We start from the raw sequence: 14003 nt of genomic DNA on the forward strand, positions 1-14003 counted from the left end.
ATCGGCAGTTCAGGATGCCCGCTCGACTCAGAGGCCAGCCACCGAGCGTGATGGTCACGATCGGCCAGCACGCCCGGATCGCGGCATGAGCGATCATCCGGGCACCTCAACCCAGCGGGCGGCCGCGTCGAACGTGTCCGCCGGGGTGGCGTTGAATGCGATCGCTGCGTCGGGCGCGTGCCGCCGCACCAGATTGACCACCAGCTCGAACAGTTCCGGCTGATTGCGCACCCCGCCACCAATGACGACGCACTCCCAAGGCTGGGCGCAAAGGGCAGTGGTGACGACCGCCTCCACATCGTCGCTGCCGTCGAGGCCGAACAGGCAGAATTCAGCCCCCACTCCGTGTTCGACGAATCGGGCCCTCCCGACTTCGATGCCGTCTGCGACTGGCTTGGGGTCCCACGGCCCCGGCACCCGATACGGATCCAACCCGATCACCAGCACGCGAGGTGTGAGGGCCGTTGTGTCCACCGTTGAAGACTACGTCGCGCGGTGCACGGTCATCGGCAGATCCGGTCGTTCAGCGACCGGTGAGCCGGCGCCCTGATCGCGGCAGATCAGTGCACCTGACCTTGGGATTGGGTCGCGCCCACGCTGGCGCCGAGCGTGATCCGCTAGCGCGAAGACCATGGAGAAGCGCCGCGCGGGCCGTCGAGGATTTCGAGGGTCAACGGTGCGAAGTCATTGGTGCTGCCATGGACGGTGAAGCCCGCCGCGGTCAGGATCTCCGTCATGGTCCGGAGCATGGCCTCGACAACCATCTGGTAATGGCGGAAGACGGGTGCATCGACCTGTTCCGCCATGGCTACTCGCTGGAACAGTTCTTGTAGCGTGCGGTCGGTGCGCCACTCGACGCGTACCGGGGCATGGCAGTCCGCAAGTTTGTCGACCCTCACCTCCGCGCCGGACTGTCGTAGATGCGGACTCATGTCGGCGGCCACGATCGGCAGGCCGGCCACGGCCAGTTCATCACGCACGCGTCCCGCCAGGCTCTCCCGCTGGGCCATAGCTGAGGCGGCGGCAAGCTCAACCACGGTCCGTTTATACAGTGAGCCTGCGTGGGGAGAAAGCATCCTCAGTCATCCAGGGTCGGCGACGCGGTGTCCGCTCTCCGGCACGGCCGGACCCCGACCCGACCGAGCATCGTGACGTTGCGTAGCGCGCGACTCGCGGCAGATCCGGATGCCGGAAGCGCCTCGGCAGGCTTCGCTGCCCGCGATGAGCAGCGTGGCTGCGGCACTGCCCGGTGGAGGCGGCTCGCGCCAGCTGCACAATGGTCGCTATGGACGAGAACGTCGCGAACGAAGCGTGGTGGAGGCGGCAAGCCGCCGTACAAGTGGAACGGTGGCAGAAACGAGCGGCAGCACAGCAGGAGGAGACCCTCCGGCAGAACAGCCTGATGTACGGCGGCTTGATCGCTATCGGAGCCGTCTTCGTGCAGCCGTTCCTGACGTCGGAAGCCGCTTCGCTTGATCTGTCCGCCAAGATCTGCGTGATCGCTTTTTCCTTGGCCATCCCGCTCTTGTCGGCTCTTATCGTGTTGAATCGGCAGGAAACCTATCGTCGGCGGGTGGCGAGTAGTTCCGTTCTAGTGCTGGTTGGGCAGCAAGTGGCGCTCGGGCTCGGCTTCGTCGGGGTGGTCGCCGGCTTCTGGCACATCATGACGATCGCCGGGATCGCGATCCTGGTTGGCGCGATCTTGGGAGTGGCCGTTCACAGCGCGGGTTATGTGCGGGTAGAGGAGGAAGACGCCAACGCCACACAAGATGCGGAGCAACCGTCCCAATCGTAGATCCGCTGACGTCGACGTCCGGACGATCTACACGATCTCCTCCTCCCAAAGCCGGGAAGGCTTGTGGGCCTGGATCGGGCGCTCGGATCGCGGCTAGATGCGGATGACTGATCGCGGTGCCGTTCGTCCTAAGCAAGGCCATGCCGGACACGCGGTGGGGCCACCCGTCTGGGTGCATCCCTCGACGCCCGGGAAAGCGAGCACTGTCAATGGCGGTGCGCCAGGAGTGGAGTGTGGCGTCGTACGACCACCCCGAACGCGCGTCCGGCCCGACGCGAGTGCGTTGGTACGATGACGTATGACCTCACAGCGGGCGAACGGCGTCGAACTCGGCATCGAGACCTTCGGTCGCGATACTGATCCGCTCGTGCTGCTGGCCGGCGGAACCACCATGGTCTCCTGGCCGGATGCGGTATGCGAGCGGCTCGCGGCAGGCGGGCGACGGGTGGTCCGCTACGACCTGCGCGACAGCGGAGCGTCGACGACCCTAGACCCGGAGGCGCCGGCATACCGCCTGCGCGATCTCGCCGCCGACGCGGCGGCGCTCGTCGGTGCTCTCGGCGCCGCGACGGCCCACCTCGGCGGAGTCGGCGTCGGCGGGATGGTCGCTCAGGTCGCCGCGCTCGACCATCCGGATGCGTTCTCGGCGCTGACCCTGGTGGGCACGCGGCCGGTCGCGCCCGGCCCCGTCGACGACGATCTGCCGGACCACGACGCGGCGACGATGGATGCGCTGTTCTCCCGCCCCATGCCTGACTGGACCGACCGGACAGCGGTCGCAGCGTTCGCTTCTGACGGCGCGGAGTTGCTCGGCAATGACCCGGAGCAGGCACGCACGACCGCGGCCCGGATCTGGGACCGCACGCCGTCGACCGAACCGGCGGTGCAGCAGGCGAATCAGCTCGGGATGGTGTTCGCCCGGCTCGACTGCGCGCCGCGGTGGCGCGAGCGCCTGGGCGATCTCACGCTGCCGACACTCGTCGTGCATGGGCGCAACGACCCGTTCTTCCCCGTGGGCAACGGCGAGGCGCTCGCCATGGCGATCCCCGATGCACGTCTGCTCGTGCTCGACGAGATGGGCACTGCCATCCCAGACACAGCGGCCGACGAGGTCGCCGTGGCGATGCTCGAGCGCTGACGACTGCAGGACCCTGTACTCAGTGGTCGGGTCGGCCGCGCACGGCGGGGCCGCTGCCACACCAACCCGCACGGTCGGCGAGTGAGGGCAGCTGCAGCGGATTCCGGAGCCGGCGGCTGTGGAGCCGTCGTCGATCCGGGTAGGCGAGCCGTTGGCCGAAGCCGTCGCCGATCTGATCCGGGCCTTGCCGACGCTCGGCCTCTCCGCCGAAGATCAGCAGGACGTCCAGGACGTGGCCGAGGAAGTCGCCGGGGAGATCGTCCTGGACCAGCCGAATCGCGGCCGGCTCCGCCGGGCCGGCTCAGCCCTCCGCGGCTTCCTGTTGCCCATCGCAACCGGCGTTGTCGCCGGAGTAAGCGACGAGGCCCGAGAGAAAGCCGGCAAGCAAGCGCCGCGCTCATCGCGGCAATAGAGGATGCCTGGCATCGGGATCACAAGCGACGGGCATCGTTAGCACATGGGTACCCGAGATCACCTGCTCGTCCAAGAGGCGCATGCAATCGTGGCCGGCAGCGGACCCGAGCGGGCCCTTGGGCCGGCTCGTTCAGGCGGCGGCGACCCGTACCTGGCAGACGAGGTCCTCGAACGTCGGCGGATCAGTGCGGGGGTGGTTGCAGTGGTAGACGCGTCGGTCCGCGGCGACCTCGACCCGCATGCCCGCCTGCTCCTCCCACCGGGCGACGATCTCCCGCCCACCCCCGGCGCGTTCGACGTACACGTTGCACAGTCGCAGGATCCGGTGCGGCGAGCGGTAGGTCAGGGCGATTTCCTCACCCACCCGTTCCGGCCAGACCAGCGCCTCACGCGACGGCGCCTCACCCTCGTGCGCCACCGAACCCTCGGATACGGCGACCGCCAGGCCGTGCCGGCGCCGATCGTCGACCCGGATGGCGCGCACGATCACCCGGCCGGCAGCCGGCAGCCCGGCCCAGACATCGCCGGTGAGCACCTCACCTGAGCCCCAGCGGATCGGCATCGCCGGCCACGGGGGCAGGCCGAGGCGCTTGCGCCGCTTGACCGCGTCAAGCATCGCGGTGGCAATCGGCAGTTCCGTGCGCGCGTAGTCGACCGGCCCCGGGTCCCGGCCGAAGGTGCCTTCGACGGGTGCGAAGATCCGCGCCCAGTCCTGGTCCCCGTCGCGGACGGCCGCCATGACCGATCGGAAGGCCGCCAGGATGTCGACGGCGTCGACCTCCTGGATCGGCTCGCCGGGCCACTGCCTAAACCGCAGCCGCAGCGACCCGGCTCGATTCGCCACCACCTGGACGAATCGCTCCGCCATCTGATCGCAGCGGATCGTCGCGGTGGCGGTGTCCGTCTCCGCGAGCGCATCCATAAGGAGGTAGAGGATGTCGCCCGAGGTGGGCAGCACGTCATCATCGTGGTCCGTGATCAGTCGATAACTCCCCGCCATAGCCACCCCTCATCGTCGTACCCAGGATCACCCGTACCGCGGCGGAACGCGCGCCTGATCTTGGGGAGTTGCTCTTCCAGGTTCTCACCGAACGCGAGGCGAAAGCCTCTGTCGCGGTTGCCTCCGGGGCGGCCTTCTCCGGCGGATCAAGAGCTTCGCTGGCCTGGGCTTTCGCATGCGGCATCTTCGACGGAGCGACGACTACAAAGCGCGGCGGCGCGTCGAGATGTGCCAATAGGTTAGGGCTGGCTGGGCACCTGGTGCACGGACAGTTGGCCGGTATCGCCGCCGCAGGCAAGCAGGGTGCTGTCGGCGGAGAAGACGACGCGGTGGGTGCGGCCGGTGTGCGACGGTGCCAGCGCCATCGGTGAGGGCTCGCCGTTAGGCAGGTGCAGGCTGGCGCCGAGACGGCCGCCGATGGCGAGGAGATCCCCGTGTGGGGAGTACTGCCAGCTGAAGCAGGTGCCGTAGCGGTCGGTGCGGTACGGGTCGGGCACGGCCCAGGCGAGGGTGTCGCCGTCGATGGGCAGGGCGAACGGTCCCTCCGCGAAGCCGCCGGTGGCGAGAAGGAATCGTTCGGTGGGGTCGAAGCCCAAGTGGCTGATCCCGGTGCGGCCGGTCGTGCTGGTGAACGGGAACGGGAATCGGGTGCTTTGCAGTAGCCGGCCGGTGTCGACGTGCCACAGCTGCACGGTGGAGTCGTGCACGCCGTAGGCGAGGGCAAGCAGCCGCCCGGAGGGTGACAAGGCCCCAGCGCGGCACTCGGGTTGGCCGGCGGTGTGCAGGACCAGCACGTCATCGCCGGTGCTGGTGGCACGGACACGGACCTGGTCATCGGTGTCGAACAGCAGCAGCCGCTGCCGGGTGGCGTCCTGGACCGGCCGGGCGCAGAAGGGGTTGAACCGAGCCGTGCTGAACTGCTCATAGCGTGCGAGAACGCGGGTGGTGCCGGTGCTGAGGTGGAGGTGACGCGTCTCGCCGTTGAGCGTGTACACCAGGCCGGTGCCGTCGGCGTCGAACAGCACGGTGTGGATGAACGTCTGCCCCCCGCGGCCGGTGCCGGGTGTCTCGGTGTGCAGGAGTCGGCGCCGACCGGTCGGGACGTCGACGAGGTGCAGGTCAGCGCCGTAGGCGTCACGGTGCAGCGAGGCAACTGCGAGGGTGTGGCCGTGTGGATGCAGGTCGAAGGTCTGTGGGCCGTCGCGGTTCGGCGGGGCGCAGCGCAGGACGGGCTCACCGGGTGGGGTGCCGGCCGAGTCACGGACGAAGACGTAGCCTTCGCGCATGCGAGTGGCGGCCTCACGTGCGAGGGCATCGCGGGCGGCCTGCGGGTTGGGGAAGTCGCGGGCACTGTGCCGACCTTTAGCGCTGCCTCGCCATGAGCGGCGTAGCAGGCGGGCGCCGTCGACCGCGAGGTGCAGGTGTCTAGGTGTGGGCGGGTCGGGATGGGTAAGCAGCAACTCGTCGGTCGGCACGGCCGGACTGTAGCGGACCACCGGCCGCCTCCAAGGCCAGGACCTGTAGGCCGTCGGAGCGGGGCAACCTGCTCTCACACCGAGCATCCGCTTCTCGGCACGAGCGCGCACCTGATCAAGCGGTGTGACGACCAAAACGGCACTGCGCGGGCTTAGAGCCGAACCCACTCTCCGAGTCGTTCGGCTGGAGCACCATCGATAAAGGCGGCGATCGTCGCCGTTGCCTTGGTCACGCTGGAGACGAAGTCACCCGAGAATGTGCAGTCGTCGCCGAGCACCGGGACTTCGACGGTTTTCGTCGCGGGCAGCCCGCCATCCCCACAAAGAAGGCGGCAGTCGTCTGGGGACTCAACCAGGTGCATGACTGCGTAGTCCCCTCTGAACGAGAACGTCAACAGGGGGTAGTCCGCCTCGACGCGGCGTACCTCCGTGTATCCCACTCCGGCGCTCAGAAGGTGCTGGAGCCGGGACATGAAGCCGTCGACGTCAGACTGGGTTTCCGTGGAGGCCAGGTCGCCACTTCCAGGATCGGTCGCGATCCATGCCACGTCCATGTGTGTCTCCAGCAGGCGAGTCAACGCGTCGCACGCAGCGTCGCACACGAGCGCACAGAGACGCTGTCTTCGGCATGTGCGTATGCCGGCCGAGTCAGCACTTCGTAACGCCGCGTAGCGCGCGGATCGCGGCAGAAGCGTGCGTCCGTGATGCACGGTTGGAAACGCCAAGTTCAGAGCTGTCCTGGCAGACAAGCCTCCGCTTGGCTGACCACGATTTCCCGGATCAGGAGTAACTCTGCAGCAGTGCTCTTACCCCCGAGGCCTTGAACGTCATACCACCGGTCTAAGGGACGTCTCGTAACCCCGGTGTCTGTCTGTTGAGGACGATCATCGAGGATGCCTGGGTGCAGGTGATCTCCGCAGCGCGCGCCGAGTGGATCTTCCCGTTCACGGGGTTGCAACCGGCTCAGTTCCGCAAGCTGGTCCGCCTGGTCGCCGAGCGAGGCGGGGACACGATCGCTGACGGTCGGCCGGGCCGGCAGTGGGCCCTTGACCTGCCGGACCGCGTGCTGTTGGTGGCCGTGTACTGGCGCACCAACCTGACCATGCGCCAGATCGGCCCGCTGTTCGGGGTGTCGCACTCCGCCGCGCACCGGGTCATCGACACCCTCGGCCCGCTGCTAGCCCTCGCCCCCGTGCGTCGGCGTCCGGTCGACCAGATCGCCATCGTCGACGGCAGCCTGATCCCCACCCGGGACCACCGCCTCGCCGCCCCGAGCAAGAACTACCGCTACTCGACCAACCTGCAGGTCGCCATCGACGCCAGCACACGTCTCGTCATCGCCGTCGGCGACCCCCAGCCGGGAAACCGCAACGACACCATCGTCTACCGCACCTCAGGCATCGACCAGAAGCTCGCGGGCCGGCCTGTGATGGCCGACGGCGCCTACCGCGGCAACCCGGAAGTGATCATCCCGTACCGCAAGCCCTCCGACGGCAGAGAACTACCGGCCTGGAAGGAAGAGCTCAACACCCAGCACCGCACCGTCCGCGCCGGGGTCGAACACGCCCTGGCCAGGATGAAGTGCTGGAACATCCTGCGGGACTACCGCCGAGCCGCCCACACCTTGATCGATACGGCTTCCGGCATCGCCCATCTCCACAACATCGTCCTCGACGGGTGAGCGCCAACCCGGTCACGGGCAACGCCTTCACCGAGTTACGAGACGTCCCTTAGGCAGGAGATCACGTATGTCCATTGCGCGCCGGTCAGCGACACGGTCACCTCTTGATCGTCGTGAGGCCAGTCGGTGAAGCCTGTTGTTTCAGGCGTCCAACCAGAGATCTGGCGCCAGCCTTCTCGAAGAATCTGGACTCCGGTCTCCACGAGACCGTGCGGGTCACCATTCTCGGCCTCGACGTTAACCACGTTGTCGAGGACGCGGTCGACCCTCCGCCATTGCCGAGCGGGCATCCGGACTGCGCAGGTGTTCGGCTCAGCTGACTGATGGGGCATGCGCAGCATGGTGACCGACCGACGTCTGGTGGTCAACAACTCCCGCCCGCTCGGGTCTCGGCACTGCGATGACCTGTCCGCGGCAGATCCGGATGTCGCGTTCCGACTCGTCGCGAAGTTCGCGGACCATCGCCGGGCCTACAGTCCTCTGCCAACCACGCTCGGTCTGCAGCCGCTGGCACTGCCAGCTGGTGCGATGACGTGGTCGCTGGGCTGGTCGATGTCGGGTTACCACGCCCCGGGCTAACTATGGCTTGTCGACCCATTGGACGTTGTTGGGCCGACGGCCGGTGCGCAGAAATTCGTGGCCTGCTTGGCGGGCCTGTCCTTCGGTGATTTCGAAGGGGTCGGCGCCCTCGGCGGTGAACCACGGGTCGGAGAACGCGTATTCGGCGTCGCCGGCTGTCAGGCCAAGTGGGGCGCCAGGCGGTACCGGTCCCCAACTGAGCATCATCTCGTCCTCGTCCTCCCATACCAGGCCGGATTGGCCCCCAGCAAGGGTGATGTGCAAGGACCGGACGCCGTCATCGCTGATCAGCGACAGGCCGCTGGACGGTACCCGGTCAAGGACGGCGTCGAGGTCGGCGGCGCCGGCCACGGTGGTGCAGGTGTCATCGATCCACGCTTGCACAGATGCGTTCACCGGCTGCTCGCGAGCCGTGGGGTTGCGCAGCCATTCGGGCAGTACGGTGAGCTGGTTACCGGCCAGATCGAGCCGAGTGAGTGCGGCCACGGTCCCCAGTGACTCCGGCAGCACGGTGAGCTGGTTGTCGGTCAGGTACAACTGGGTGAGAGCGGTCAGATTGCCCAGTGACTCCGGCAGCATGGTGAGCTGGTTGTCGGTCAGATCCAGCCGGGTCAGTGCGGCCAGGTTACCCAGCCATTCCGGCAGCACCGACAGCTGGTTATCGGCCAGGTCCAGCCAGGTGAGCGCCGTCAGGTTACCCAGCGACTCCGGCAGCACCGACAGCCGGTTACCGGAAAGGCCCAGCCAGGTCAGGGCGCTCAGGTTACCCAGTGACTCCGGCAGCACGGTGAGCCGGTTACCGCCCAGGCCCAGCTCGGTGAGGGCGGTCAGGTTACCCAGCCATTCCGGTAGCGCCGACAGCTGATTGCCGACCAAGACCAGCCGGGTGAGGGCGGTCAAGCTACCCAATGACTCCGGCAGGGTGCCCAACGAGCGCCCAGACAGATCCAACGAGGAGGCACCACTGCGCCGTGCCGCCTCGATCTGATCGTCTAGCCAATCCATTTCACGCCTACATCCTGCCGTCATCGGCGGTCATGATCAGTTGTCGGAGCCGACACCGCGCGATTAGACCACAATCTCTACATGGAATCGCAACCTTGCACCCATCAAGCGCACTTCACGCCCGCGGCGCCGCTCCAGAGCACGTTCGGGCAAGCGGGCAGATCGAAGCGTAGGCATGGGGTCGAATCCCCGGTCCACTCGTCAAGCGCCAGGCGACAGCACTATCGGCAGCGGTCTTCCGCTCCTTGCCAGTTCCAAGTAGTAGTGCAGCTCCGAACTACGATCGGGTGCACGCTCATCGACACGTCCGGACGGCACCCGGCCAGCTCGGCCTGACGCTGCGTAACGCGCGGATCGCGGCAGTTGAGGATGCACGTGGGGAGGGCGACCATCGGCGGCACCTGACGACGTACGTCAAGAAACGTCGCCGTTGTACTTGATCATCGCGCACCGACGAGAAGCATCTATTCCGGGCAGCGACGCTTCGTGTTGCATCGCGGCTGCCAGCTCGCGTCCGATCTCCGCGCCGGGTAGCTCTCGGTACCCAAGTTTCCGGTAGTAGGGGCCGTTCCACGGCACATCGCGAAACGTCGTCAGGGTCGTCGCCGGCCGATCGTTGCGTCTGCCCCACAGCTCGAGGTGCGATATGAGCCGGCGGCCGATGCCCCGCCGAGCGTGAGTGGGAGCTACCGATACCTGCTCTATATGGGCATTACCGTCCAGCACCCTTGCCACGATGTAGCCGGCGATCTTCCCGTCTTCCTCGGCAACCCATATCAGCCCTTGCCGCTGACTCCGACTCAGGGCCTGCTGATCGGGGACATGGTCGGCCACCTCTGACATGCCAACCGAGTGGAAGAGCTCGCCAGCCTGGACCTCGAGCAGGGCCAAGTCATCGAGCTCCGACTGTCTTGCCGAACGGATCAGCGGGGAAGCCATATCCTCACCTTTTCATAGAGGCAAGACGTCCTGTCATCGGCATGTCCGGACGTGCTCGCGCCTGGAAGCGCTAGCGCCGCCGGCTACCAAGAGTGACGGGTGTGCCAGCACTGACGCGCACTGCCTCCGGCAGATGCGCGCACCTGACCTTGGTTCAGGCGCTGGCGGTCTCAAGCGCGCGGGTCTGCCGAGGGTCCTCGACTGGGCTCCGACTGCCTGGCACGGTGAGTGCTCAGGGGTGTGGCCGCTGTACCTGCTCGAAGTGGAACTCGCGAATGAAACAGTCTCGTGGTTGGCCGACCGCGAAAAGCACGCAGTCGATGACCGACCGCGCGGTGAGGTCGCTGTTCACCTGTCGCGGCCCGTCCTGAACGAAGTCCGGCGGAAACAGCGAAATCACCCGGATCCCTTCTGGCCGGAGCCGGTGCGACAGGATCTCAGCGAGCCCGCCGTGGGCATGCTTGGCGGCGTAGAACGCTGGATGCGCGCCAGAACGGCGGTGCCCCACCTCGCCGCAAGCGGAGATCATGTTGACGATGTCGGGCCGCGACGATGCCCGCAGCAGCGGCAGCAGATGTTTAGTCAACAGCACGGTGCCGGTCCCGCCCGCAGCCACTACGCTTTCGATCTTGTCGTCCGAGACGTCTCCCAGGTCGTCACCTTCGATGTACGCGGCACCATTGTTGATCAGCACATCGAGGTAGGTCGTCCGACCGGCCAAGGCTGCGGCGAACGCGCGCACCGAATCCGCTACGGCGAGGTCGCAGCGAAATGCATCAGCCCGACCCGGCCCCCGCTGGCCGATCGCACCCGCAACATGCTCGGCTGCCGCCAGGTCGCGGGCCGAGAGGAAGATCTGCGCACCGCGCTCGGCGAAGGCTTCGGCCAGTAGCCGTCCGGTGTCACGTGCGCCGCCGGTGATAGCGACGCGCAGGCCGTCAAGATTCATGGCCGACAGTGAAGCATCTGAACTCTGGTTGAGGTCAACAGGAACTCGCCAAGATCGGACATCCGCTCTTCGGCATGTCCGGGAGCTGGGCGACCCAACTCGTCGTGACGTTCCGTAGCGCGCTGATCGTGGCATGTACGGACACCCCTGCGTTGGGCCCGGACGTACTACGCTTGGAGGCCGGCCTGCCCAACGCGTGGCGCCGGTACCGCGCGTCACTGAACCCAGGGGTGGCAGCACCGTTCGAGTCGGGCCAGGCTCCGGGGAGCCCGCTCATGATGAGCGGGCTCCCGAAACGGCCCATCCGGACCCCAACCGTTCAACTGCAACCGCGCGGATCCCGGCAGATGAGTGCACATGATCATGAAGATGCCGATTACGGCGAGTTCGGAGGCTTGGCCTTCTGCGGGTAAATCGTCTCGTGACGGGCCAGCATGGCAACGAACTCGCCGATCTTCCGCTCGCGGGTCTGCGCCCGTTTGACGGCATTGACGCGGTGGATGAGAGCGAACCGGTTGGTTTTGGTGAGTACGTCGAACATGGCCTGGGCGGCGGGGTCGGCGGCGATGGCGGCGAGTAGGTCGGCGGGCACCTCGGCTTCCGAGGGCGGGGCGTAGGCGGCCGCCCACCGCCCGTCCGCCTTCGCGGCTTCTACCGCGACGCGGCCTGGGGGCAGCATTCGCCCCTGCGCCTCCAGCCGGGCCACGTGGGCGATGTTGCGTTGTGACCAGGAACTGCGGGGCCTGCGAGGGGTGAACCGGATCCAGGAGGTTTCCTGATCCCGTTTACGGGCCTGCCCGTCGATCCAGCCGAAACACAGGGCCTCGTCGACCGCCTGCTGCCAGGTCAGCGTCGTGACTGTGCCGCCCTTCTTGGTCAGGGCGAGCCAGACGCCGGGCGACGTGGCGTGGTTGGCCGACAACCACGCGCGCAGCGCGTCGGCGTCCGCGACGATCAACTCATCCAGTTCGGCGCTCGCCATGACGGCAGGCTATCGCTGCGCCGCAGCAGCCTCTGCCTGTTGGATCGCCCGACTCGCCGGGCTGCCGGCGCGCCGGTCGCTCGGCGGACCGTCGGGGGCAGGACCCCGATGCTCAGGACGGCCTCGACGTCGGGCCGGCATGTCGGACTCCTCGTGCACGTGCCGGTTGCGGCGAGCGTCGTCCACGACCACGGGCCTCTGCCAATCGCCAGCGCCATCCACGGTGGCGGCCAGACGGCGTACGAGCCGGCGACGCCCGGCGATCCAGCCGCGCACCTCAACCGCTCGGTCTGCGGCTGATGAGCGCATGTTCTTGAGCAGATCGAGTTCCGCAATTTCACGGCAGACTATCGGCCAAGGTTGGGCGGCCCCGGTTCATCAACTTGAGTGGTGGGACGCCCTCATGATCCGAGTCGCATGGCGCAAGCGGTGAGATGGCGGCGCTCGGGCAGGCTGGTGGCGCGTCGCGCGGCCTCGCGGTAGTCGGCCGCGGCTGCGGTGTGCTCGCCTGCCAGTTCGCGCAGGTGGGCGCGGGTCGCGAGGAGGCGGTGGTGGCGTGCCATCCGCTGGTCGACTTCCAGCGCTGCCAGCAGAACCAGCCCTGCTGACGGGCCGTGCACCATGGCGACGGCGACCGCACGGTTGAGCGTGACCATCGGCCCCGGCGCGAGCTGCTCTAACAGTGCGTACAGGGCGAGGATCTGCGGCCAGTCGGTCGATTCCATGTGCTCGGCCTCGTCGTGGACCGCGGCGATGGCCGCCTGCACCTGGTACGGGCCGACCGGGCCCCGGGCCAGCGCCTCGGTGACGAGTGCGACCCCATTGGCGATGAGCTTCCGGTCCCAGTTGCTGCGGTCCTGCTCGGCAAGCGGCACCAACGCACCGTCCGGTGTTGTACGGGCGGGTCGGCGCGCCTCAGTGAGCAGCATCAGGGCCAGCAGCCCGCTCACCTCGCCGTCGTCGGGGAGCAGCCGTCGCAGCCAGGTGGTGAGCCGGATCGCCTCGTTGGACAGCTGAGGCGCGGTGAGGTCCGGGCCGGTAGTGGCGGTGTAGCCCTCGTTGAAGAGCAGGTACAGAACGTGCAGCACGGCGCGCAGCCGCTCGGCGCGCTCCGGGCCCTTCGGCATCACGAACGTCGTACCGCTGGTTCTGATGCCTTGTTTTGCTCTGCTGATGCGTTGCGCCATGGTCGCCTCCGGGACCAGGAACGCGGCAGCGACCTGCGCGGTGGTGAGGCCGCCGACCGCGCGCAGGGTCAGCGCAATCTGGCTGGGCGGCGACAGCGCCGGGTGGCAGCACAGGAACAGCAGGGTCAGGGAGTCGTCGCGGTCGGCGCCCGGCTCGGCGTCCGCGGGCCGGCCCAGCAGCTCCGACTGCGGGGTGGCGGCGATGATCGCGTCCTCGCGCCGCCGCCGGGCCTGGTCGCTGCGGACCTCGTCGAGCAACCGGTGGGACGCGACGGTGACCAGCCACCCGCGGGGGTTGTCCGGAGTGCCTTCGGCGGGCCACCGCGTCGCGGCCCGAGGAAGCGCCTCCTGCGTCGCGTCCTCGCAGGTGTCGAACTGCCCGTACCGGCGAACCAACGCGCCGAGGACCTGCGGCGCCAGCTCGCGCAGCAGGTCCTCGACGTCCCGGTTAGGAATCACAGGTCGGCGGCCGCCTCGTGCAGGACCGGCCACACCTCGACCGGCTCGACGTCGGCCCACGGCATGTCCGCGGCGATCTCGTACGCCCGCTGTTCGTTCTCGCAGTCCAGCAGGTAGAAGCTGGCGAGGTACTCCTTCGTCTCCAGGTACGGCCCGTCGGTGACCGCCGGGGCACCGTCCGTGCGCCGCACCAGGCGGGCCGCTGCGGCGTCGGCCAGGCCGTATGCGCCCAGCAGTTCGCCGGTCCCTTGGTATTTCTTGTTGAACGCGTCCTGCTTGGCGATTTCCGCGGGCCAGGTCTCAGCCGGGATCGAGCTCCACTTCTCCTGGTTGCCGTAGATCAGCAGCATGTACTTCATCAGGCTCATCCTTCCGGTCCGCGCACCGCCGGCGCGCTGTC

Annotated in this window: 16 protein-coding genes; 5 read left to right on the forward strand and 11 right to left on the reverse strand. The window is 67.7% G+C overall.

Going from position 1 to position 14003, the window contains the following annotated elements; all coding sequences use genetic code 11:
* Positions 1 to 93: 93 nt before the first annotated feature.
* Both ACTWO6_RS13085 and ACTWO6_RS13090 read right to left on the reverse strand, forming a co-directional pair.
* Positions 94 to 474 carry a hypothetical protein gene (locus tag ACTWO6_RS13085; RefSeq protein ID WP_446219887.1) on the reverse strand — a complete coding sequence of 127 codons (381 nt, stop codon included), beginning with the start codon at positions 472 to 474 and terminating at the stop codon, positions 94 to 96.
* A gap of 143 nt (positions 475 to 617) precedes the next feature.
* A complete protein-coding gene (locus ACTWO6_RS13090) occupies positions 618 to 1037 on the reverse strand; it encodes a hypothetical protein (RefSeq protein WP_446219888.1) in 420 nt (139 codons plus the stop codon).
* A 248-nt stretch (positions 1038 to 1285) separates the two neighbouring features.
* On the opposite strand from ACTWO6_RS13090, the gene ACTWO6_RS13095 reads away from it, so the two are divergent.
* The 3 genes from ACTWO6_RS13095 (at position 1286) to ACTWO6_RS13105 (ending at position 3345) form a co-directional block, all read left to right on the forward strand.
* Positions 1286 to 1795, forward strand: a complete 510-nt coding sequence (locus tag ACTWO6_RS13095; RefSeq protein ID WP_446219889.1) for a hypothetical protein — start codon at positions 1286 to 1288, stop codon at positions 1793 to 1795.
* A 298-nt stretch (positions 1796 to 2093) separates the two neighbouring features.
* Entirely contained in the window at positions 2094 to 2933 is an 840-nt protein-coding gene (locus ACTWO6_RS13100) for an alpha/beta fold hydrolase (protein ID WP_446219890.1), read from the forward strand.
* A 151-nt stretch (positions 2934 to 3084) separates the two neighbouring features.
* Positions 3085 to 3345: a hypothetical protein gene (locus ACTWO6_RS13105; RefSeq protein WP_446219891.1), complete on the forward strand. Its 261-nt coding sequence runs from the start codon at positions 3085 to 3087 to the stop codon at positions 3343 to 3345.
* A gap of 132 nt (positions 3346 to 3477) precedes the next feature.
* Here ACTWO6_RS13105 and ACTWO6_RS13110 read toward each other — a convergent pair whose 3' ends face one another.
* The 3 genes from ACTWO6_RS13110 to ACTWO6_RS13120 all read right to left on the reverse strand — a co-directional run bounded on the left by ACTWO6_RS13110 (position 3478) and on the right by ACTWO6_RS13120 (position 6376).
* The gene (locus ACTWO6_RS13110; protein WP_446219892.1) at positions 3478 to 4305 is read right to left on the reverse strand and encodes a hypothetical protein; all 828 of its coding nucleotides are present in this window, start codon (positions 4303 to 4305) and stop codon (positions 3478 to 3480) included.
* Between the two features lie 281 nt (positions 4306 to 4586).
* Positions 4587 to 5822: a WD40 repeat domain-containing protein gene (locus tag ACTWO6_RS13115; RefSeq protein ID WP_446219893.1), complete on the reverse strand. Its 1236-nt coding sequence runs from the start codon at positions 5820 to 5822 to the stop codon at positions 4587 to 4589.
* Between the two features lie 152 nt (positions 5823 to 5974).
* Positions 5975 to 6376, reverse strand: a complete 402-nt coding sequence (locus ACTWO6_RS13120) for a hypothetical protein (RefSeq protein WP_446219894.1) — start codon at positions 6374 to 6376, stop codon at positions 5975 to 5977.
* A gap of 347 nt (positions 6377 to 6723) precedes the next feature.
* Between ACTWO6_RS13120 and ACTWO6_RS13125 the strand changes: the two genes are divergently transcribed.
* Both ACTWO6_RS13125 and ACTWO6_RS13130 read left to right on the forward strand, forming a co-directional pair.
* Positions 6724 to 7503 carry a transposase family protein gene (locus tag ACTWO6_RS13125; protein ID WP_446219895.1) on the forward strand — a complete coding sequence of 260 codons (780 nt, stop codon included), beginning with the start codon at positions 6724 to 6726 and terminating at the stop codon, positions 7501 to 7503.
* A gap of 330 nt (positions 7504 to 7833) precedes the next feature.
* Positions 7834 to 8082: a hypothetical protein gene (locus ACTWO6_RS13130; RefSeq protein ID WP_446219896.1), complete on the forward strand. Its 249-nt coding sequence runs from the start codon at positions 7834 to 7836 to the stop codon at positions 8080 to 8082.
* Here ACTWO6_RS13130 and ACTWO6_RS13135 read toward each other — a convergent pair whose 3' ends face one another.
* The 6 genes from ACTWO6_RS13135 to ACTWO6_RS13160 form a co-directional block, all read right to left on the reverse strand.
* Positions 8083 to 8982 carry an Imm1 family immunity protein gene (locus ACTWO6_RS13135; RefSeq protein WP_446219897.1) on the reverse strand — a complete coding sequence of 300 codons (900 nt, stop codon included), beginning with the start codon at positions 8980 to 8982 and terminating at the stop codon, positions 8083 to 8085.
* Between the two features lie 519 nt (positions 8983 to 9501).
* Positions 9502 to 10026, reverse strand: a complete 525-nt coding sequence (locus tag ACTWO6_RS13140; protein ID WP_446219898.1) for a GNAT family N-acetyltransferase — start codon at positions 10024 to 10026, stop codon at positions 9502 to 9504.
* 232 nt (positions 10027 to 10258) lie between these two features.
* The gene (locus ACTWO6_RS13145) at positions 10259 to 10975 is read right to left on the reverse strand and encodes an SDR family NAD(P)-dependent oxidoreductase (RefSeq protein WP_446219899.1); all 717 of its coding nucleotides are present in this window, start codon (positions 10973 to 10975) and stop codon (positions 10259 to 10261) included.
* 376 nt (positions 10976 to 11351) lie between these two features.
* The gene (locus ACTWO6_RS13150; protein WP_446219900.1) at positions 11352 to 11957 is read right to left on the reverse strand and encodes a YdeI/OmpD-associated family protein; all 606 of its coding nucleotides are present in this window, start codon (positions 11955 to 11957) and stop codon (positions 11352 to 11354) included.
* Positions 11958 to 12358: 401 nt separating this feature from the next.
* Positions 12359 to 13603, reverse strand: coding sequence for an RNA polymerase sigma factor (locus tag ACTWO6_RS13155; protein WP_446219901.1), 1245 nt, complete (start codon positions 13601 to 13603; stop codon positions 12359 to 12361).
* Positions 13600 to 13962, reverse strand: coding sequence for a YciI family protein (locus ACTWO6_RS13160; protein WP_074311912.1), 363 nt, complete (start codon positions 13960 to 13962; stop codon positions 13600 to 13602). Before ACTWO6_RS13160 ends, ACTWO6_RS13155 begins: the two co-directional genes overlap by 4 nt.
* Positions 13963 to 14003 lie beyond the last annotated feature (41 nt).

This window comes from Micromonospora sp. IBHARD004 (assembly GCF_052814115.1).